Raw genomic sequence first — 19952 nt, 5'->3', positions numbered from 1 at the left:
GGCACCGGGCCGGAGTACGCCGCCCTTTTTTCCGCCAGAAAAACACCCGCACCCCGGCCCTCCCCTTTTCTTCTTTTCCGGCGCTCACGCGGCCGGTCCGATGGTTTCCGTATTTCCCGGCGGAAAAGGCCGGCGCCATTCCACGAAGAAGTTCGACGTGCAACCGTTCGAGTGCCGCTCAGGTGCCACCCCAGGCTGCCCTGCGACGCTTATCGACGGTTATATGCACCGTTCTCAGGAGGCATGATGGCGCATCCGGCCGGTCAGACCGCGGGACCGCACGGCGGCACGGCGACCACCGTCCCGCAGGTGACGCCGCGGCCGGCACGCGCCACGGCGTCCGCGCCGCGCCGGGTCCCGGTGCTGACGACCAAGGTGGGCCTTCAGATGCCCGCCAAGATGGCCTACGACGAGTGGGAGCGGGCCGGCCGGCAGCTCGCCGACGTCCTCGACTCGTCCTCCTGGTGGCTGGGCGACTGGATGGTGTACGGCAAGGACCACTACACCGACCGCTACCAGCGCGGGATACGCGCCGCCGGCCTGTCGTACCAGACCCTGCGCAACTACGCGTGGGTCTCGCGGCGTTTCGACCTCGGCCGGCGCCGCCCCGCCCTGAGCTTCCAGCACCACGCCGAGCTGGCCTCCATGCCGGTCGCGGACCAGGAGTTGTGGCTCGACCGCGCCGAACAGCGGCAGTGGACCACCAAGCAGCTGCGCGGAGCCCTGCGCTCCGCGCGCCAGGGCGAGCAGCAGCCGGCCGCTCCCGCCGAGCCGGGCCGGCGCCGTCTGGAGGTTCCCGGCAGCCGCCTGGAGTGGTGGCACCAGGCCGCGCAGCAGCTGGGCGTCGACTTCGAGCAGTGGGTGATGGCCACGCTGGACAGTGCGGCCGCGACCGCGCTGGAGGCGCTCGGGGCGGCGCAGCGGTCCGAGGCCGCCGCTCTCACGGGCGTGCAGGACATGAAGGGGCTCGCCGAGCAGCGGAGCCGGCCGGTGGCCATCAGCGCCTGAAGCCTCCGGCGCCAAGGGCCACCGGCGGCTTCAGGCCAGCCGGTTCATCAGCCCGGCGACCTCGCGCTTGTAGGTGCACCCGCTCTGCCCGAACGACGTCTGCACCCGCTCGCGCACCTCACCCGGCTGCTCCTGGCTGAGCTTGAACATCGCCTCGGCCCGGGTGACCGTGAGCCGGAAGGCCCCGACCGCGGGCGCGATCTGGCGGAAGTAGCCGAGCGAGTCGGTCATGTCCCAGCCGTCGCCGAACGCCCCCTCGAAGGCGCGGACGGTGGACTGCACCACGCCCAGCGTCTCCTCCATGGAGTCGATCTTCTCCACCACGCCCCGGACATGCACCGCGGTGAAGTTCCACGTCGGGGCGGCCGGAGTCTTCTCGTACACCGTGGGTGACACGTACGAGTGCGGGCCGGTGAACGTCAGCAGCAGCACGCCGCCCGACCGCAGCGCCGCCCAGTGCGGGTTGGCCCGGTTCATGTGCCCGAGCAGTGTCGCCCCCGCCAACTCGCCGCCCGTGCCACCGGGGGCCTCGGGGTCGAAGATGACCGGCAGGTGGGTGGCGAAGGGGCCGTCCTCGGGGCTGCCGTTCGTCACCGCGAGGGCCAAGGGATTGTCGCGGATCAGATCCGCCGTCCAGGAATTATCCGGCTCGCGATAAAAGCTGGGCACGAACATTCGCATTCTCCTTTTCGGAAATTGTCCTGTTTCGAGGATCCCAGCCGACCATACGGCCGTCCCGCCGACAGGACAATGCTTCCACATTCCGACCACCTGGAGAAGGCCTGTAGGGGACTTCCAGCGATCCTCGATCCCTTTTCGAGAAACGCTCCAAAAACGCCTCGCTTTCACTTTCCACGCCCGTCGTGCCGTGTCCGCACCGGTGCCGGCGCGGACACGGCACGACGCCGGCGGCACCACCACGAGCACGGCACACGGCGCACGCGACTGCGTACGGCGCCATGCGTCGGCATACGGCGACGCGGCCGCGTACGGCACAGGCGGCCGCGTACGGCATCGGCGCGGGCCGCGGTGTCGGCATAGGCGTCGGCGCAGGCGCAGGCAGCGGTGTCGGGCAATGTTTCCGTGCCGTCGCGTATCGAAGTCACCTCTCCCACCAGCGACTCCGCCACCACTCCAGCGTCACGAGACCGGATCTCAGGATCGGGTTGCCAACATCATGGCAAGGATTTGCCAAGCCGGAAGGCGCTGTGGGCCACCGGTTGATTTCCAGACGCATCGGGAGCATTCACATGGAGACAACGGGCAGGCTGAGCGAAGAGGTCTACGACGTGGTGGGTATCGGGTTCGGCCCGTCCAACCTGTCGCTCGCGATCGCTCTGGAAGAACACGGGGCGAGCACTCCCCGGCATCCGGTCACAGCCCACTTCTTCGAGCGCCAGCCCGCCTTCGGCTGGCACCGGAACATGCTGCTGCCGTCGACGACCATGCAGATCTCGTTCCTCAAGGACCTGGCGACGTACCGGAATCCGCACTCCCGGTACAGCTTCGTCTCGTACCTGCACGCCTCGAACCGGCTGGTGCAGTTCGTGAACAACCAGGACTTCTTCCCCACCCGCCAGGAGTTCCACCAGTACCTGGAGTGGGCGGCCGCCGATCTGAGCGACCGGGTCACCTACGGCGCCGAGGTCACCTCGATCCGGCGCGTCGCCGAGGCCGGGGCGCCGGGGTCCGACCTCCTTCAGATCGAGGTGCGCACCGGCGACGGGCCCACCCGGGTGGTCACCGCCCGCAACGTGGTCATCTCGACCGGGCTGGTGCCGCGCCTGCCGGACGGGGTGACGTCCGACGAACGGGTCTGGCACAGCTCGGAGTTCCTCGGCCGGTTCAACGCGCAGGACCCGAAGGACCTCAAGAACGTGGTCGTGGTCGGCGCCGGCCAGAGCGCCGCAGAGATCACCCGCTTCTTCCACGACGAGCTGCCGCACGCCCAGGTCTCCGCGGTCGTCCCGTCCTACGGCTACGCCATCGCCGACGACACACCCTTCGCCAACCAGGTGTTCGACCCCGACGCGGTCGACGACCACTACTTCGGCACCGAGCAGGCACGGGACGCGTTCTGGCGCTACCACCGCAACACCAACTACTCGGTGGTCGACTCCGACGTCATCCGGGATCTGTACCGGCGTTCCTACGACGAGCGGGTGCGCGGCAGCAGCCGGCTGCACTTTCGCAACCTCACCCGGGTCACCGACGTCAAGCGCGCCGGGAACGAGACGCGGGTGAGCCTGCGCTCGCTGCTCGACGACCAAACCGAGGAACTCGCCGTCGACGCCCTGGTGTTCGCCACCGGCTACGACGGCCTGGACCCCGCCCGCCTGCTCGGCGACTTCGACCGGCACTTCCTGCGCGACACGGCCGGCAGGCACCAGGTGGAACGCGACTACCGCCTCGTCAGCGCGTCGGGGCTGAGCAGCGGGGTCTACCTCCAAGGCGGCACCGAGCACACCCACGGCCTGTCCTCGGCGCTGCTGTCCAACATCGCGGTCCGCAGCGGCGAGATCGCCGACTCGATCGTGCTGCGGCGCACCGAGCGGGAGCTGAGCCGTACCGGCGCCGTACGGTCCGCGCGCTCGGCCGTCTGAAGCGGCGGGCCGCACTACTGTCCCGTTGACAGGACGTGACCCCGCGGCAGGACACTCGAGAACCCGTGCGCGACGACCGCGGCGCGCACCCCGGGGCCGGACGGAGTTCACCGTCCCAAAAACACCCGGCACAGCCAAGTCCTTTCGTGCAGCTCTCCAGCGCATGTCCACCGGTCATGGGGCCCAGCCCGTGGCCGGGCCCCCACAGAAGGAGTCGTGACCCATGAGCGCCACTTCCCCGGTCGGCGGCCTCGTTCGGCGGGCGAGGGTGTCATGACCGTCGGCGTGCAGCAGGCCCAGGTCAAGGCCCAGTCCCTCGGCGACGCCCTGCCGTGGCTGGCCCGCCACCAGGGCAAGACCGTCGTCGTCAAGCTGGGCGGGCACGCCATGGTCGACGAGGACCTCACGGCGGCCTTCGCCCGCGACATCGTCTTCCTGCGCTATGCCGGGCTGCGGCCCGTGGTGGTGCACGGAGGAGGTCCCCAGATCGACGCCGAGCTCGAACGGCGCGGTATGAAGCGCGAGTTCAGAGCGGGCCTGCGGGTCACCCCGCCGGCGGCGATGGACGTGGTCCGCATGGTCCTGGCCGGTCAGGTGCAGCGGGAGCTGGTCGGGCTGATCAACCGTCACGGCCCGCTCGCCGTCGGCATGACCGGCGAGGACGCGAACACTCTCACCGCGGTCCGCCACGTGCCGTGGATCGACGGGGAGCCCGTCGACGTCGGCAGGGTCGGCGACATCACCGGCGTGGACACCACCGCCCTGGACGGCCTGCTGGCCGCCGGCCGGATCCCGGTGGTCTCCCCGCTCGCCCGCAGCGCCGAGGACGGCCTGGTCTACAACGTCAACGCCGACACCGTGGCGGCGGCGCTGGCGACCGCGCTGCGGGCCGAGGCGCTCGTCATGCTGACGGACGTCGCGGGGCTGTGCGCGGGCTGGCCGCACAGTGCCGAGGTCATCGGGCGGCTGACGGCCGGCGAGCTGGAAAAGCTCCTGCCGGAGCTGAGCGACGGCATGGTGCCCAAGATGAGTGGCTGCCTTCAGGCCGTACGGGGCGGGGTCGGCGCGGCCCGGGTGATCGACGGGCGGATCCCGCACTCGGTCCTGCTGGAGATGTTCACCGACGACGGGATCGGGACGGTGATCGTGCCGGACCCGGACGAGGAGGAGGTCCTGCCGTGAACGAGCAGTGGCACCAGCGACAGCACCCGCACGCCGGCGGCCCGGCCGGAGCCCTCGGCGGGCCGGCGGGCTCCGGGCACGCCCCGCAACCGGCCGTCCTGATCCACGAGTTGGTCACCATGGCCGGCACGGACGCGGACACGGCCCAGGAGTGCGCGCGCCGGCTCGCCGCCGCTCTGCCGCCCCGGGCCAGGTCCGTCCTGCTGAACGCCCTGGCCGAGCCGGACCCGCGGCACCACGACAACGCCGACAACAACGACGGTCTTGACGGGTACGGGAACGGTGGCGGCCTTGACGGGTACGGGAGTGGGGGCGGGCTCTGCTTCGAGGGGCCCGAGTACACCGCGCCCCGGGGCCGCTCCGGCCTGAGCCTCCTGCCGGCGTACCGGGCCCCCGGACCCGACCGGCCCGCCGTCCCCGGGCCAGGCGACCACGGGCCCGGCGACCACGACCCCGGTGGCGGGTTGTGGCCCGAGCCGGACAGCGGTGCGCCGGCCGCCGTCATCCGCCTGCGGTTCGCCGAAGCGATCACGCTCGAGCGTGCCGGTGCCTGCTTCGACGGCGCGTTCGCCGACCCCGGCACCGGCGCCCTTCACATCCCCGCGGACGCCGGTGTCGAGACGCTGCGGGCGGTGCTCGCCGTCCTCGACGCGGCGGCGCTCGTACCCGAGTCGCTCACCGTGCACAGCAACGAACTCGACGACGTCTTCGCCGCGTTCACCGGCCTGCTCTAGATCCCCCGGCAGGGCCGCTGCCGTCCCGATGTGCCGGGGCACCGGGACGGCGGCGGCCGACGGGTGTCAGCGGCCCGCGGCCCGGTCCTGGACCAGGCGCAGCAAGTCCGCCTGGTCCGCGACCAGTTGGTCGATCCGGGCCTGGAGGCGTGTCACCTGCGCCGCCAGGTCCGGATGGCAGGCGGGCGATGCCGTCAGTGTGGGGCAGTGGTTGAGGATCGCCTCCAGGCGGCACCGCAGCGCCGGGCCCGGCTCCACGCCGAGGGTGCCCACCAGACGGCGGCGCGCGCGTTCGTAGACGCCCAGGGCCTCCGACTGGCGGCCGCACCGGTACAGGGCGGTCATCAGCAGGTCGTAGGGGCGCTCGCGCAGCGGATGGGCGGCGGTGAGGCGTTCCAGGTCGCAGACGATCTCGGCGTGTCTGCCGCAGTTCAGGCTCGCCTCGTACAGGGCTTCCAGGGTGGTCAGGCGCTGTTCCTCCAGGCGGTCCGCCTCGGCCGTGCACAGGGGGCCCTGGCAGCTGTCCTGGAGGGCTGTTCCCTGCCACAGGGCAAGCGCCCGGTCCAGGAGTGCGGCCGCGTGGCGGGGGTCGTGGGGGGCGGTGGCCCGGCCCTGGCCGGAGAGGCGGGTGAAGCGGGCCACGTCGGTGGAGGCGCGGCCCAGGCTCAGCAGGTATCCGGTGGGCAGGGTGCTGATCCATTCGTGGCCCGGGGCGGGCAGGAGCCGGCGCAGCCGGGCGATGTGGGTGTGCAGGGCGCTCGGCGCGTTGGCGGGGGGCCGCTCGCCCCACAGTTCCTCCACCAGGCGGTCCACGGACAGCTGTTCGCCCGCGTGGACGACCAGTGTGGCGAGCAGGGCCCGCTGTTTGGGGCCGCAGGGCGCGATGCCCGTGCCGGTCGCCCGGTCGTGCACGGTCACCGGGCCCAGCAGCCGGAACTCGGTCGCCTCGACCGTATCGCCCGCCTCGCTCGGCCGGGTCGCCCTGGTGTGCGGCGGGGCCGGTACGGCGAGGGCGAGGACGGTCATCGCGCGACCGGGGACGGGGCGCGGGCGCCGAGCTGGGCGCGGGCCACGTCGTCCTGGATCCGGCGGGCGACTTCGGGCAGGTGGTCCTGGAAGTAGAAGTGGCCGCCGTCGTACAGGTGCCGGCCGAGGAAGTGTTCGGTGGTCTCGGCCCAGCCGTCCAGGCGGTGCGGTGGTGCGACCTGGTCGCGGGTGCCGCCGAACACCGAGAGGGGCACCGGCAGCGGCGCGGTCAGGGGCGGGGTGCGCCAGGTCTCGCTCATGCGCAGGTCGGCGCGGATGGTCGGCTCGAACAGCTCCCACAGTTCGTCGTGGTCCATGACCTCGGCGGGTGTGCCGCCCATCGTCGCCAGTTCGTGGCGCAGTTCGGCGTAGGTGAGCAGGTGCCGGCGCACCGGGTCCCCGTCGGGGTGCAGTGTGCCGCGCGCGGACACGCCGAGCCAGAGCGGTGGTGTGCGGCCCATGTCCAGGAGGCGGCGGGTCAGTTCGTAGGCGACGAGTCCGCCCATGCTGTGCCCGAAGAACGCGTAGGGGCCCGTCAGCCGGGTGTCGAGCTCGTGCAGGAAGTGGTCGAGCAGTGCGCCGGCGTCGGCCAGTGCGGGGCGCCGGTCGCGCGGGCCGCGGCCCGGGGCGTCGGGGGTCCGCACGTCCCAGTGGGCCGGGAAGGCGGCGGGCCAGTCGCGGTAGGCCAGGTGCGAACCGCCGGAGTGGTGGAACACGAACAGGCGCAGCTTCGGCTCTTCCGCCTTGTGCATGGAAACTCCATCGACGAGAGACTGCGGTGTCCTGCCCGCCAGCGGCCGGGTCCGGACCAGGGGTGATGGGGACGATAGCGGTGTCCGGGCGTCGGTGGCCGCTGTCATGAGCGGGCCTCGAACCGCTCTCGAGTGCTCGTGGACTTCGCCCGGGACGTCGACGCGCCCGCCCTCGTCGACGACGGCGGGCGGGCGCGGACAGGGAGGGGATGTGCACGAACGACACTAGGCGCGGTGCGGTCCCAAGTCCCGTGCGGTGCAGGAAACTTCGAGTCCGGCTTCAGCGGTGTTCTGGCCCCGGGTTCAGGCCAGGTCGTCGCGGGTGACCCGGCGGTGCACGATGCGCCATTCGCCCCGGCAGCGGATGAGGACGTCCTGCATGACGCACACGTACAGCACTCTGGGGCCGCCGTCGCCCGGTGTGACGTAGGCCAGCGCCGAGCAGCGGGTGTGCAGCGAGCCGTCCGTCTGCGGCCGGACGTCGAGCAGGCCGACCCAGTGGTCGAGGCGGCTGCCGGCCCGCCGCTGTCGTGCGGCGCCGGCCCGCACGTAGCCGGCGAGTGCGGTGCGCGCCCGCACCGGTGCGGGCCGGGACGGCAGGTGCAGGACGGCGTTCTCGGCGAAGGTGGCGGCCCAGCGCTCGGTGTCGTGCGTGTCCAGGAGCCGCATCTGGTGTGCGTAGAACTGCTGCGCCTGCGCGTACAGGGCGGCGAACTGCGTTTCGGGCAGGGTGTGTTCGGCGGTGTCCACAAGCTCGACGGTCATGGTCTCAAGCCTCCGCTTGGCGTCCGCGTCCGCAAGGGGTGGGGGACGTCGGGGGGATCCCGGGGCGCTCCCGGATCCGGGTTCGGTACGGACAGTCTTCGAGGCTGTGATCGAGCATCTTTCAAAACCGCCTCAAGCGCTCCGGGCGCCGCCTTGCCCCCTGCTTCTTGCCTGTGGCGGTGCGCTGTTCAGGCCGTGGTCTGCGGCTGGGGCTCGGGGTGGGCCGTCTGCTCGGGCGCTTGCGCCGGCTCCTTCGACGGGGTGGGCAGGTTGCGGCGGGCGCGGGCGACCGAGGGGCCGATGGCTGCCGTGCCGGCCAGGAAGAGGGCGGCCAGGGCGAGCCAGCCGGTGAAGCCGTGGCCGATGACCAGGAGGGCGACGAGGGCGGGGCCGAGGGTGGCCTGGATGACCATGTGGAGGTGGAAGGCGCCGAGGTATTCGCCGCGTGCGTGCTCGGGGGCGAGGCCGAAGCCGAGGCCGAAGCCGCTGGCGGACTGCCACAGTTCGGCGAGGGTGAACAGCAGAACCGCGCCGAGGGTGATCGCGCCGGTGACCCAGGATCCGGTGAGGGTCGCGGCGGCCAGGGCGGCGCAGGCCAGCACACTCACCAGCCCCGACTTGCGGGCCGCGCGGACGGAGCCGTCCAGGCTCTCCGAGCCGCGGGCCGCCGCCACCTGGAAGAGGACCACCAGGACGGTGTTGACGGCGAGGATCAGCGGGACGAGGCCGCGCGGCAGAGCGGTGTTGCGGACGATCCACAGCGGTATGCCGGCCAGCAGGACGGCGCTGTGCAGGGCGAGCAGGCTGGAGGAGCCGATCACGCCGAGGAAGGGCAGGTCGCGCAGGACGCGGAAGGGTTTGCCGCCGCCGCCGCCGTCGGCGGTCCGGGCGTCGCCCGCGGGCAGTTTCAGCACCATGACGGCCGCCGCCAGGAACGTCAGCCCGTTGCCGAGCGGCAGCAGACTCAGGACGTCCCTGCCCGCAGAGATCAGCGCGGCCGCCGTCAGCGCGCCGACCGAGAAACCGGCGTTGAACAGGGAGCGCAGGGCCGCCCGCGCGGTGACCCGTTCGCCGTCGGGGACGAGTTCGGCGATCAGAGCGCCGAAGGCCGGTCCGCAGCCGTACTCCAGTGCGCCGATCAGGACGACCACCGGGAAGTAGAGGGCGGGTGAGTGCACGGCCGGGTAGAGGGCGTAGGAGCCGGCCAGGAGGAACAGCAGGACGGCTAGCAGGCGCCGGGCGCCCGCCTTGTCGGTCATCCGGCCGAGGACGAGGCTGGCCACGAAGCCGCTGAGGCCGGCCAGGGACAGACCGAGGCCGACGACGGTGGCGGGCAGGCCGGCCACGGTGACGAAGTAGACCGCGGAGCCGGCCATGAACAGGCCGTTGCCGAGACTGTCGACGAAATGCAGCGCGCCGAGTGTGCGGGCCGGGCCGCGCAACGACGAGAACGTGCGCTGGAGGAACGTTTTCACAACGGTGGGTCCCATCCTCGAGTGGTCCGGGTCGGCGGGGCGGTCCGGGTCGGCGGGGCGGTCCGGGCCGGCGGGGCGGTCCGGGCCGGGGTCCGGCCGCGTTGTCCTGCCGGGGGTGTGTTCAGGTGCCGTGGGGTGCGGTGGGCGGCAGGCCGGGCATCGGGGCGGGGGCGACGACGACGCCGGTCAGTGCGGGCGTGGCCAGGTGGGTGGCCGCGGCGCGGGCCACGTCGTGCGCGGTCAGGGCGCGCAGCCGGTCCTCGTAGCCGGCCGGCCAGCTCGCGGGCAGGCCGCTCGCCAGTACCGCGGCGTATGTCGAGGCCAGTCCGGAGCGGGAGGAGCAGGCCATCGCCATGGAACCGACGGCGTAGTTCTGGGCGTTGCGCAGTTCCCGCGCGGTGAAGGCGCCGTCCGCCAGGCGCTGGGTCTCCTGGGCGATGAGGGTCAGGGCGCGGGCGGCGCCGTCGTGGCGGACGTCGGCCTCCACGGTCAGTACGGCGTGTGCTCCCAGCGGGTCCAGGACGGCGCGGGGCGCGTAGGCGAGGCCTTCGCGTTCGCGCAGGACGAGGGTGAGGCGGCTGGCGTAGTAGCCGCCGAGCATGAGCGCGGCCAGTTGCAGGGCGGGGTAGTCGTCGTGGCCCCGGCCGGGCACCAGGGCGCCGAGGCGCAGCAGGGTCTGCGGGGTGGCGGGGTGGAGCACGGTGCGGCGCGGGCCGGGGGCGGGCGCCGGCGGCTGGAACGGGCCGTCCGGCGCGTCGTGCGGGGCGGTCGTGGTGCGGGGTAGCAGGGCGGCCGCCTGGGCCAGGAGTTCCTGGGCCGGGCCGGGGCCGACGACGATGCTGCGGCGGCGGGCGGCTCCCGTGCCGTGCAGCAGGGCCGTGGTGTGCGCGGGGTCGACGCCGGCCGTCTCGGCGGCGGACGCCGCCCGGCCGTAGGGGTGGGGTCCGTAGGCGGCGGCGAGGAAGCCGCTGCGGGCGAGGAAGGCGGGCGCGGCTTCGGCGGCGGCCAGCCGCCGGGCGACCCGGCCGGCCGCCTCGCGCACCCGGCGGGCCTCGTGGGGGCGGCCGGCGTCGAGGCAGTCGCGGATGCGGGCGCGGGTGGCGGCGAAGTCGTCGGCGAAGGTGCGTACGGCGATGACGGCCCGGTCGCTGCGCGCCTCCACCCTGACGGTCGCGAGGTCCGCGGCGGCCTCGGTGAGCGCGTCGCGCAGGGCCTCGGCCATCACCTCGACCCGGCTCTGGTGCGCGCCGGATGCCGGGGTGAGCGGGAACAGCAGCCTGGCTTCGGTCAGATGCCCGGTCCCGGCACGCCGGACGGCGACGGCCGTGCCCCGGCCGGTGCTCTGTTCGCTGTGCGCGGGCGCGGCGAAGCGCGGCACGGCCGCGGGCTGCGCGGGGGCGGCCTGGGGTGCGGCGGGCGCGGGCAGGTCGGTGGCGGGGGCGGCCTGGGGTGCGGCAGGCACGGCCAGGTCGGTGACGGGCGCGGTCCGGGGTGCGGCAGGCACGGCCAGGTCGGTGACGGCCTGGGGTACGGCGGGCGCGGCCAGGTCGGTGACGGCCTGGGGTACGGCGGGCGCGGCCACGTCGGCGGCGGGCGCGGGCAGGTCGGTGGCGGGGGCGGCCTGGGGCGTGGCGGGGGCGGTCATGAGGTGGCTCCTGTCGGGACGGCGGTGACCGCGGTCGGGGCGGGGGCCGCCGGGGCCGGGCGGCTGGTGAGGCGGGCGGCGGGGGCGGCGGCGTAGCGGGCGGCCGCGGCGGCCACCTCGGTGTCGGGCAGCCGCAGCAGGGCGCCCGGCAGGCCGGCCAGGTACAGCGGATCGCGGTGGACGGCGGCGCCGACGCACAGCCAGGACGCCTGGCTCGCCACGGAGTCCAGCTCCGCGTGCAGGGCGAGGGCGAGCTGGCGGCGGATGCGGGCCAGCGGCCCGGCCAGGTGCCCGGTGTCGGCGGCGATGCCCGCAAGGACGGAGCGCAGGCAGTGTTCGGCCTCGTCGGGCCCGGTGTCCGCGGGGTGCGGGAAGTCCACGGCGAACAGCGCGTCGCGGGCGACGTCGAAGGGGTTGCCGGTGCGGTGGGCGCGGGCCTTGAACGCGCCCCAGGTCCGCCGGCCGCCCAGGTGGCAGGCGCAGTCGGTGCCCAGGCTCTCCAGCAGTTCGCCCAGCAGTACGGCGGCGAGGTGGGCGCCGGGTGCGGCGGCCGGGTCCGGGGTGCGGAAGCCGATCGCGGTGCGCGCGGTGGTCGCGATCCGTTCGGCGCGCAGCGCCCGGCGCGGCTCGGTGAGCGGGGCCTCGGGGACGTGGGTGCGGGGCGGGCCGGTGCGCTGCGGTACGGATGACAGGTGCCGTTCCACCAGGTCGCGGGCGCGTTCGGGGTCGAAGTCGCCGGCGAGGGCTAGGTGGATGTCGCCGGGTGCGTAGGACTGCTCGAAGAAGCGGCCCAGTTCGGCGGGGCCGAGGTCGTGAAGGGCCTCGATGTCGCCGTATCCGTTGTGCCGGTTGTGCCAGCTGTCGTGGAGCAGGGCGGGCAGGTCGAACAGGACCAGCCCGCCGTGCGGGCGTTGCAGCATGTTGCGGCGGATCTCGGCCTGGACGACGGCGATCTGCGCGGTGACGTGGGGCAGGCCGAGGTCGGGGTCGGTGAGCCGGTCGTGCTCGATGCGCAGGCCCAGCTCGAGCGCGCCGGCCGGGAGGATGGCGGTGTACTGGGTGTAGTCGGCCGCGGTGCGCGCGTTGGTGGTGCCGCCGGTGGCGGCGACCGCGTCGGTGAGCGGCCTGCTGCTGGAGGCGCCCTGGGCCAGGACGTGCTCCAGCAGGTGCGCGGCGCCGGCGACGGGTTCGTTGCGAAAACCGGTGGCGACGTGCAGGCAGGTGGCGACGACCTGGCAGCCCGGCAGGGGCTGGAGCAGGACGTTCAGGCCGTTGTCGAGGCGCAGGCCGGTCGGCTGCGGCGTCATCAGTTCGTCCCTTCATGGATACCTCGGCAGTCAGCCCGGCAAGGAAACGAGGTTCCGGCGAACCACGCCAGGAAGACTCGCGTCGTCCTCAGAGCGATTCGACAACCAGCAGCTACTGGCTGATGACTTTCGCTCCCAATGGAGTTGATAGCGTGTGAGGTGTGACGCAGCAGGTCAGGCGGGCTTTCAAGTACCGCTTCTACCCCACGCACGAGCAGGCGGCCGGGCTGTCGCGCACGTTCGGTTGCGTACGCCTGGTGTACAACAAGGCGCTGGAGGAGCGCTCGCGGGCCTGGAACAGCGAACAGCGCCGAGTCTCTTACGGGCAGTCGTCCGCGGCGCTGACGCAGTGGAAGAAGACCGAGGAACTTACCTTCCTGACCGAGGTGCCCTCTGTCCCGCTCCAGCAGGCGCTGCGACATCTGCAGACGGCGTTCAACAACTTCTTCGCCAAGCGGACCGGGTACCCGCGCTACAAGTCGCGGAAGAAATCCCGCGCATCGGCCGAGTACACCCGCAGCGCCTTCAGATGGCGCGGGGGGACCCTGACCCTGGCCAAGATGGCCGCGCCTTTGGACATCCGCTGGTCGCGTCCCCTGCCTCCAGGGGTGGAGCCGACGACAGTGACCGTGTCCCGTGACAGCGCGGGCCGCTGGTTCGTCTCCCTGCTGTGCGAGGACACCATCGTTCCGGCCCCTGCCAGGGTGGCGGCTGTCGGCCTCGACGCGGGGATCGCCTCCTTGGTGACCCTGTCCACCGGGGAGAAGATCGCCAACCTCGAGCACGAGCGGCGCGACCGCGCCCGGCTGGCCCGTACGCAGCGGAAGCTGTCGCGCAAGGTCAACGGCTCGAACAATCGGGCCAAGGCCCGCGTGAAAGTCGCCCGCATCCACGCCCGGACCGCCGACCGGCGCCGGGATTTCCTGCACAAGCTGTCGACTCGTCTCGTCCGTGAGAACCAAACGGTCGTGATCGAGGACCTCGCCGTCCGCAACCTGCTGAAGAACGGCCGCCTCGCGCGCGCCATCTCGGATGCGTCGTGGACTGAACTCCGCTCCATGCTGGAGTACAAGTGCGCCTGGTACGGGCGCCAACTTGTCGTGATAGACCGCTGGTTCCCCAGCACCAAGCTGTGCGGATCCTGCGGTACGGTCCGCGAGAAGCTGCCGCTGAACGTCCGCACGTGGACGTGCGACGCGTGTGCGTCCGTGCACGACAGGGACGTGAACGCGGCACGCAACATCCTGGCCGCCGGGCTGGCGGCGTCTGCCTGTGGAGACGGTGTAAGACCTCAACGGGATCCTCCCGGACGGGGCGGTCGTCGGTGAAGCAGGAAACCCGGCGGGCGACCGCCGGGATCCCCTCCTACAGGCGGGGGAGGTCAATGGGGCTCCTCGTCCCACAGGGGTGTGTCGGTGCGCAGTACCGAGTAGAGAACCTGGTCGTGCCAGCGGCCCGAGCGCCACTGGGCGGAGCGCAGGGTGCCCTCGCGGGTGAAGCCGGCCTTTTCCAGGGCGCGTTGCTCGGCGAGGTTGGCGTGGTCGGTGAAGGCCTGGACGCGTTCGGCGCGGGTGTGGGCGAAGAGGTACTCGACGACTTGGCGCTGGGCCGTGGTGCCGGTGCCGCGGCCGCGGGCGGCGGGGACCAGCGCGATGGCGATGGTCCAGCAGGAGGAGGTCGCGGGGCGTCCCCAGGCGGAGGCGAACCACTCGACGCGGCCCACCGCCTCGCCTGCGGCGGTGATGGTGAGCATGCCGCCCTCGGGGCCCAGGAGGCGGTCCTGGTCGAAGCGGTCGCGCAGCCGGTGGGCGGAGGTGAAGCCGAACCACTGGAAGGGGCCGGCGCCGTCCTCGGTGCTGAACTCCCGCTCGAAGAGGTCGAGATCGCCGGGGACGACGGGACGCAGGGACACTTCGCTGCTCATGGGATGGGCTCCTTGGCCGCCGGGTCGGTGTGCGCCGCGCCGAGTCGTCCGGCGGGCACCGGGGACTCAGCATCCACCACGTCCCGCCAGCCGGGCGGGGCAACTCCCCGGCTCAGGTCGCGGTGTTCGGCCAGCCAGCGGCAGGCGAAGCGCACCAGGTCGCGCAGCGGGACGGCCCGGCAGTGGGCGCCGCCGATGTGTGCGCCGGCGAGCGGGGCGCCGGAGGTTTCGTAGGCGGCGCCGAGAGCGTCGAAGTCGCCTTCCCACACGAGGAGTTCGGGAACCTGGCGCCAGCGGCTGCCGCCGTGTCCGTCGGGTTCGGGCACGGCCCACAGGCCGGCCTTGCGGCCCGGATAGGCGGTGGCGTACTCGGCGAGGTGGAGGGCGGTGGTCTTGTGCCAGGGGGCGCCGAGCAGCAGGACGAGGGCGTCGAGGTCCCACAGCCGGCCGAGCGGGCCGTGGGCGGCGAGCCGCCAGGCCGCGGGGTGCTCGCGCACGATGGCCTCGGCGCGGGGGCCCTGGGCCGCGAAGGAGACGTGCGGATGGCGGGAGCGCAGGGTGCCGGGCTGGGTGCGCAGCAGTTCGGACAGCACGCCCATGGTGCGGGCGGCCGGGGTGCGGCGGGGGTCGAACGGGGGCATCTGGGCGGCGATGTGCGGGTCGGCGGCGGCGCGGGCGAGGTCGGGCGCGCGCCAGGTGTGCGGGTGGCACAGCTGGGGGGTGAAGGCGGGCATGACGAGGGTGCCCCGGGGGCCGAGCGTGTCGCGCAGGGCGAGCAGGACGCTGTGCGCTCCGCCGACGACGTGGCCGAAGGAGCTGAGGGAGGTGTGGGCGATGGCGGTGGCACCGGGGCGGACCCCGAGGGCGGTGAGACCGTCGGCGACGGTAGAACGGGTGACGACCTGACGGTTTGTCATTGTGGCTCCTCCGCAGGGGTGTCGGTGGCTGCGGAGCGGGCGGTCAGGTGACGGATGGTCATCGCAACACCCCTGTGCGGGTGTTGGTGGCCACGGAGGCGGGTGATGAGGTGACGGATTGTCATGGGGTCGCCTCCGTGGGGGTGTCGGTGGTTTTCGGGGTGAGTTCGTCGGTGACGGCCGACAGGACCCAGCGGTACCAGGCGCGGATGTTCCCGGGCCGGCTGAGGGGGTGTGCCTCGGAGCGGAAGAACGCCACCTCGCTGCGGACGCCCTGGCGGGCGAGGGCGCGGTGGGTGCGCAGGGTCTCGGTGGGCGGGACGAGTCCGTCCTGGAGTCCGTGGGAGAGCAGGACCCGGGTGCCGGGCCGTACGGCGCGTGGGGCGAGGCTGTTGATCTGGTAGAGCGGGCGCCATTCGGTGGGGTCGCCGAACTCGCGGATCCACTGCCAGCCGACGTCGCTGCCCTCGGCGACCTGGGTGAGGTCGAGGGGGGCGGCGTGCGCGACGACCAGGTCGGGGTTGAGGGAGTCGGCGGTGGTCAGGGCGAGGTAGCCGCCGAAGCTGCCGCCCATGAGGGCGAGGGGGGAGTCGAGCAGGCCTTCCGCGGCGCGGACGGATTCGACCTGGGCGGCGGCGCTGGCGGCGATGCCGCCGCGCCACTGGCGCCAGCCGGTGCGGACGGCGTCGGGGTAGCCGAGGCTGAGCGGGGGTTCGACCAGGACGACGGCGAGGCCGCAGGCGACGAAGGGCCAGGGGTTCCAGCGCCAGGACCATTCGCTCCAGCTCTGGAACGGGCCGCCGTGGAAGAGGACGACGGTGGCGTGGGGGGTGCCGTGGTCGGGCAGGCACACCCAGCTGGCGACGTCGCCGTCCAGGCCGGGGATGCGCTGGCGCCGGTACTGGAGCCGGCCCGGCCGCGCGGGTGCCTCGGCGGACACGACGTGTTCGCCCAGGGGGCCGGGGTGCAGTGCGGTCACTTCCAGGGCGGGGGGTGTGTCGGGGGCGGAGGTCAGCACGGCGGCCCGGCCGTCGTGGACGCGGGCGTTCATCACCGACGCGGCCGCGGGCACCGGCCGCCAGGTGGCATGGTCGAGGTCGTGGACGTACAGGGTGCGGCGGGGTCCGGACTCGGCGGTGCACACCAGTCGGCGTGGTCCGTCCCAGCCGGCCGGGCGCTGCCACAGGCCGTCCTGGGCGGGCAGCAGCAGGGGCGGGTGCAGTTGTTCGCCGACCAGGCAGGCGAACTGGGTGATGGGGGTGTTGTCGTGGCGCGGGGTGGTGCCCAGGTAGGCGACCTGGCCGCCGGGGCCGGGTACGGGGTAGCAGAGGTCGACGCGGTCGGAGAAGAGTTCGCGGGTCGTATCGCCCTGGTCGACGGCGAGGGAGAGCAGCCCGAAGTTGCGTACGCCGTGGCGGTGGTGGCGCAGGGCGCCGAGGAACAGGGTGGCGGGTGTGGCCCAGGCCGCTTCGCCGGAGAGGGCGAGGTCGGCGGGGATGTGGGGGGTGAGCAGGCGCGGGCCGGTGCCGTCCAGCGGCACGAGGTGGACCTGCCACTCCCCTTGGGGTTGTTTGGCGTGGCTGAGCGTCATGTCGGAGCCCTGGGCCCATACGGCGTCGGAGCCGGCGAGCAGGTCCTGGGGGTGTTCTCCGGGTCCGCCGAAGGTGCTGGTGGTGACCGCGATCTGGCCGCCGCCGGGTCGGGGGGCGAGGGCGCCGACGCGTCCGGGGGTGGCGAGCAGGAGCTGTTCGGGGCCGCCGTCGGCGGGCCGCAGTTCCACCAGGGTGCGCCCGTCGGCGCGGCGTACGCAGACGTAGCCGCCGGGCACGGGCAGGGCCTGGGTGGCCCAGGGCAGGGTCCAGCCGGCGTCCCAGGTGCCGTCGGGGCGGCGCCGGTAGTGCACCAGGTGCGGGTGTTCGGCGCCGTGCCGGGTGGGTACGTCGACGCGCAGCAGCAGTCCGTCGTCGCCGTAGGCGGCGATCTCCCTGGGGCGCGGTTCGGTGCAGTGCGCCTCGGCCAGGGCCAGGGCCGCGGCGAGGCGGGTGGTGGCCTGTGCGCCGGGGACCTCTGCACCGGTGGCCTCTACGCCGGGGACCTCTGCACCGGGGACCTCTGTGCCGGCGGCTTCTGTGGTGGTGGCTGGTGCGGTGGGGGTCATCGGGCCGCCGCCGGCGCCTGGAGCAGGCGTGCGATCAGGGCCAGGTCGAAGGCGCCGGCGAGGCGGGCGGCTTCCGCGGTGTCACGAAAGCCGCGTTCCAGCGCGCACAGCCGGTAGTCGTGGTCGGAGCCGGCCTGCCACAACTGCCGCAGTACGGTGTGCCGTTGGGTGGCGGGCAGGGCCTGGGCGAGGGGCGGCAGCAGCAGTCTCAGGCAGCGCTGCTCCAGTTCGTCCAGGGTGTCGGCGGCGACGGCTTCGGCGGGCAGGTCCTGGTAGACGAGGCGGCCGGGCGGCAGGCGGAAGGTGCGGGCGAGCAGGCGTTCGTCGGCGGTCCAGTGGGCGGTGGCCTCGGTGGCGCGGGCGAGGCGGGCGTAGGGGCGGGTGGCCGGGGCGAACCCGGCCGCGCTCAGCAGTGACCCGGCCGGGCCGGTGCGGCCGGTGGTGGCGGCGGCCAGGCGCAGGGCGTAGGCGCGGTGCCGGTCGGGGAAGTCGGTGGCGAACAACTGGAGGCAGGCCAGGGCGAGTCGGGCGCCGACGGCGGAGCCCGGTTTGAGCGGGCGGTGCTCGAAGTCCCATTCCCTGCCGTAGGAGCTGGTCCACGTCTCGGCGCCGGCGGTGGTGCGGGAGGGCGCTGGGACGGGGCGGGCGGCCAGGGTGTCCAGGGCGTGGCGGGCGTCGCGGGTCTTGATGTCGCCGTGGCGCTCCAGATGGTCCAGGAGCAGGTGCATGGCGTCGCGGTCGGGGCCGGCTTCGTGGCGCAGGCCCGTGGCGGAGCGTTCGGTGAAGTGCAGGCGGGCGGCGGCCTGTTCGAGGCGGGCCGCCTGGCCGGGCTCCAGTTTGCCGGCTTCGGTCAGTTCGGTGAGTGCGTGGCGCACGCAGACCATCGCCTGGGTCAGGCGGCGGGCGCCCGCGCTGTCGTCGGCGTGGAGGACGGCGACGTCCGCGTCCGCGCTCAGACGTCCGGCGCGGGCCTGGCCGTACACCTGGCCCAGGCCCTGCATGCCGAAGCCGTCCAGTTCGGCGGCGCGCAGTGCGCCCAGGCTGGCGGTGCCGGCGACGTGCACGCCGCGGGCGAGCTGGGCGAGGATCTCCTTGTGCCGGATGGGTGCGAAGTGCTGGTAGACGCCGTCGATGATCAGTACTTGGTCGCCGGGCCGCAGGCACAGGTCGAAAAGGTCGCCGTGTCTGACGGGCGGCCGGTACTCGAAGCAGCCCGCGGGCCGGTGCTGTGCGGGCAGGGTCGGGCCGACGAAGGCGATGCGGCGGGGGGTCACGCGAAGCTCCTGCTGGCGAGGGACTGCGGGCGGGGGTGGTGCAGGGTGAGCCCGAGTCCTGGAGCGAAGATCTGGACGACGGCGGGCCAGGGCCGGCGGTCCGGGGTGAGGTCGACGGCGATCACGGGCCGGCCGGTGGTGCGGTGCACGGCGGTGACGAGGCCGTCCAGTACCTCGCCGAGGGAGGTGGCCGGTCCGGTCGTGGCGGTGGGCATCGGTTCGGTGTGCGCGGGGGTGGGGCGGGGCCGGTCCGGTGGGGCGCCCAGGCGGCGGAAGGTCCACTCGGGGATGTCGTCGCGGCCGCCGCTGATGGTGGAGCCGCGGCTCTGGACGGCTTCCAGCAGGGCCCGTTCGGCGGCGATCGCGGGGTCGGTGTGGCAGCCGGACCCGGCGAAGATCTGCCACATCTCGGGCTGGGTGAGCCAGCAGGTGTAGGCCCAGGTGCCCGCTATGGACGGGATGCGTTCCAGGGCGACGTCGGCGCCGGCGGCGTGGATCCGCGCGACGACCGCGCCGAGCCTGTCGCCCAGGGTGTCCAGGTCGGTGGCGATCGCCTCGCCGGGGCGCAGCCGGGCCAGGGCGTCGCGTTCGACGGTCTCCAGCAGTGCGTGGAGGGTGGCTTCGATGTGGTCGTTGCCCGAGGCCAGGCCGTTGGTGGTGGTGACGAAGGTGGGGGGCTGCCAGCGGGCGGCGGCCCAGCCGCGCAGTCCGACGGCGGCCGAGGGGACGAGGCCGGGGGCGGCGGAGGCCAGGTCCCAGCCCTGGGTCCACTGAAGGACGGTGCGGTCGTCGACCAGGGAGACGGGGTGCAGGGTCAGTTCGTCGACGCTGTAGCCGGGGGCCAGGGTGCGGGCGGCGGCGTGGGTGACGCCGGCGGGGCGGGCCTGTTCGGCGACGGCGACCTCGAGGGACTCCATCACCGCGGAGATGCGGGCGGCGGTGTGCGAGATGCCTTTGCCGGCGCTGGCGACCAGGGTGGCGGCGGCGGGCCGGATCGCCGTCCACACCGGCACGTCGAGGATGTCGAGGCCGGTCAGGTCGGCGACCCGGGTGATGCCGCGGGCGGCGAGCTGTGGTTCGAGGCGGGCCCAGGTGGCGTCGAGGCCGGCGGTGCGCAGAGTGCCCTCGCTGACGGCCGCGGGCCCCCCGCCGCTCATCCAGGGCGCGTGGCGCGATGCCCGC

16 protein-coding genes and 1 pseudogene are annotated in these 19952 nt (G+C 73.5%); 5 read left to right on the top strand and 12 right to left on the bottom strand.

Going from position 1 to position 19952, the window contains the following annotated elements; translation table 11 throughout:
* Window positions 1-243 precede the first annotated feature (243 nt).
* On the top strand, window positions 244-1008 hold the full coding sequence (locus ABZV42_RS27380; RefSeq protein WP_356053992.1) for an LmbU family transcriptional regulator: 765 nt from the start codon (window positions 244-246) through the stop codon (window positions 1006-1008).
* Window positions 1009-1038: 30 nt separating this feature from the next.
* On the opposite strand, the gene ABZV42_RS27375 is transcribed toward ABZV42_RS27380, so the two are convergent.
* The gene (locus ABZV42_RS27375) at window positions 1039-1683 is read right to left on the bottom strand and encodes an FMN-binding negative transcriptional regulator (protein WP_355985491.1); all 645 of its coding nucleotides are present in this window, start codon (window positions 1681-1683) and stop codon (window positions 1039-1041) included.
* Between the two features lie 575 nt (window positions 1684-2258).
* On the opposite strand from ABZV42_RS27375, the gene ABZV42_RS27370 reads away from it, so the two are divergent.
* From ABZV42_RS27370 to ABZV42_RS27360, 3 genes are all read left to right on the top strand, one after another.
* A complete protein-coding gene (locus tag ABZV42_RS27370; RefSeq protein ID WP_356053990.1) occupies window positions 2259-3611 on the top strand; it encodes a lysine N(6)-hydroxylase/L-ornithine N(5)-oxygenase family protein in 1353 nt (450 codons plus the stop codon).
* A 273-nt stretch (window positions 3612-3884) separates the two neighbouring features.
* The gene (argB, locus tag ABZV42_RS27365; RefSeq protein ID WP_355985544.1) at window positions 3885-4793 is read left to right on the top strand and encodes an acetylglutamate kinase; all 909 of its coding nucleotides are present in this window, start codon (window positions 3885-3887) and stop codon (window positions 4791-4793) included.
* The gene (locus tag ABZV42_RS27360) at window positions 4790-5527 is read left to right on the top strand and encodes a hypothetical protein (protein WP_356053988.1); all 738 of its coding nucleotides are present in this window, start codon (window positions 4790-4792) and stop codon (window positions 5525-5527) included. Before argB ends, ABZV42_RS27360 begins: the two co-directional genes overlap by 4 nt.
* Before the next feature lie 66 nt (window positions 5528-5593).
* Here the strand turns inward: ABZV42_RS27360 and ABZV42_RS27355 are convergent, their stop codons facing one another.
* The 6 genes from ABZV42_RS27355 to ABZV42_RS27330 form a co-directional block, all read right to left on the bottom strand.
* Window positions 5594-6553 (bottom strand): AfsR/SARP family transcriptional regulator, encoded by a 960-nt coding sequence (locus ABZV42_RS27355; protein WP_356053986.1) that lies wholly within the window; start codon window positions 6551-6553, stop codon window positions 5594-5596.
* Window positions 6550-7305 (bottom strand): alpha/beta fold hydrolase, encoded by a 756-nt coding sequence (locus tag ABZV42_RS27350; protein ID WP_355985483.1) that lies wholly within the window; start codon window positions 7303-7305, stop codon window positions 6550-6552. The genes ABZV42_RS27355 and ABZV42_RS27350 overlap by 4 nt, the downstream gene beginning before the upstream one ends.
* A 303-nt stretch (window positions 7306-7608) precedes the next feature.
* Window positions 7609-8070: a nuclear transport factor 2 family protein gene (locus ABZV42_RS27345; RefSeq protein ID WP_356053984.1), complete on the bottom strand. Its 462-nt coding sequence runs from the start codon at window positions 8068-8070 to the stop codon at window positions 7609-7611.
* Window positions 8071-8258: 188 nt separating this feature from the next.
* The gene (locus tag ABZV42_RS27340; protein ID WP_356053982.1) at window positions 8259-9560 is read right to left on the bottom strand and encodes an MFS transporter; all 1302 of its coding nucleotides are present in this window, start codon (window positions 9558-9560) and stop codon (window positions 8259-8261) included.
* A 106-nt stretch (window positions 9561-9666) separates the two neighbouring features.
* Entirely contained in the window at window positions 9667-11190 is a 1524-nt protein-coding gene (locus tag ABZV42_RS27335) for an insulinase family protein (RefSeq protein WP_356053980.1), read from the bottom strand.
* The gene (locus ABZV42_RS27330) at window positions 11187-12497 is read right to left on the bottom strand and encodes an insulinase family protein (protein WP_356053978.1); all 1311 of its coding nucleotides are present in this window, start codon (window positions 12495-12497) and stop codon (window positions 11187-11189) included. The genes ABZV42_RS27335 and ABZV42_RS27330 overlap by 4 nt, the downstream gene beginning before the upstream one ends.
* Window positions 12498-12658: 161 nt before the next feature.
* Here ABZV42_RS27330 and ABZV42_RS27325 point away from each other — a divergent pair.
* Window positions 12659-13860: pseudogene (locus tag ABZV42_RS27325) on the top strand (RNA-guided endonuclease TnpB family protein); the annotation flags it as partial.
* A gap of 18 nt (window positions 13861-13878) precedes the next feature.
* Here the strand turns inward: ABZV42_RS27325 and ABZV42_RS27320 are convergent.
* The 5 genes from ABZV42_RS27320 to ABZV42_RS27300 form a co-directional block, all read right to left on the bottom strand.
* Window positions 13879-14421, bottom strand: coding sequence for a GNAT family protein (locus ABZV42_RS27320; RefSeq protein WP_356053976.1), 543 nt, complete (start codon window positions 14419-14421; stop codon window positions 13879-13881).
* Window positions 14418-15338 (bottom strand): AAC(3) family N-acetyltransferase, encoded by a 921-nt coding sequence (locus ABZV42_RS27315; RefSeq protein WP_356053974.1) that lies wholly within the window; start codon window positions 15336-15338, stop codon window positions 14418-14420. The genes ABZV42_RS27320 and ABZV42_RS27315 overlap by 4 nt, the downstream gene beginning before the upstream one ends.
* 121 nt (window positions 15339-15459) lie before the next feature.
* Complete coding sequence (locus ABZV42_RS27310) at window positions 15460-17496, bottom strand: prolyl oligopeptidase family serine peptidase (RefSeq protein WP_356053972.1); 2037 nt, start codon at window positions 17494-17496, stop codon at window positions 15460-15462.
* On the bottom strand, window positions 17493-18770 hold the full coding sequence (locus ABZV42_RS27305; protein WP_356053970.1) for a TfuA-like protein: 1278 nt from the start codon (window positions 18768-18770) through the stop codon (window positions 17493-17495). The genes ABZV42_RS27310 and ABZV42_RS27305 overlap by 4 nt, the downstream gene beginning before the upstream one ends.
* The gene (locus ABZV42_RS27300; protein WP_356053968.1) at window positions 18767-19927 is read right to left on the bottom strand and encodes a YcaO-like family protein; all 1161 of its coding nucleotides are present in this window, start codon (window positions 19925-19927) and stop codon (window positions 18767-18769) included. The genes ABZV42_RS27305 and ABZV42_RS27300 overlap by 4 nt, the downstream gene beginning before the upstream one ends.
* Window positions 19928-19952: the final 25 nt, after the last annotated feature.

Source organism: Streptomyces sp. NPDC005281, assembly GCF_040607495.1.
Taxonomy (GTDB): domain Bacteria; phylum Actinomycetota; class Actinomycetes; order Streptomycetales; family Streptomycetaceae; genus Streptomyces.
This window is presented reverse-complemented; position numbering and strand designations above follow the sequence as displayed.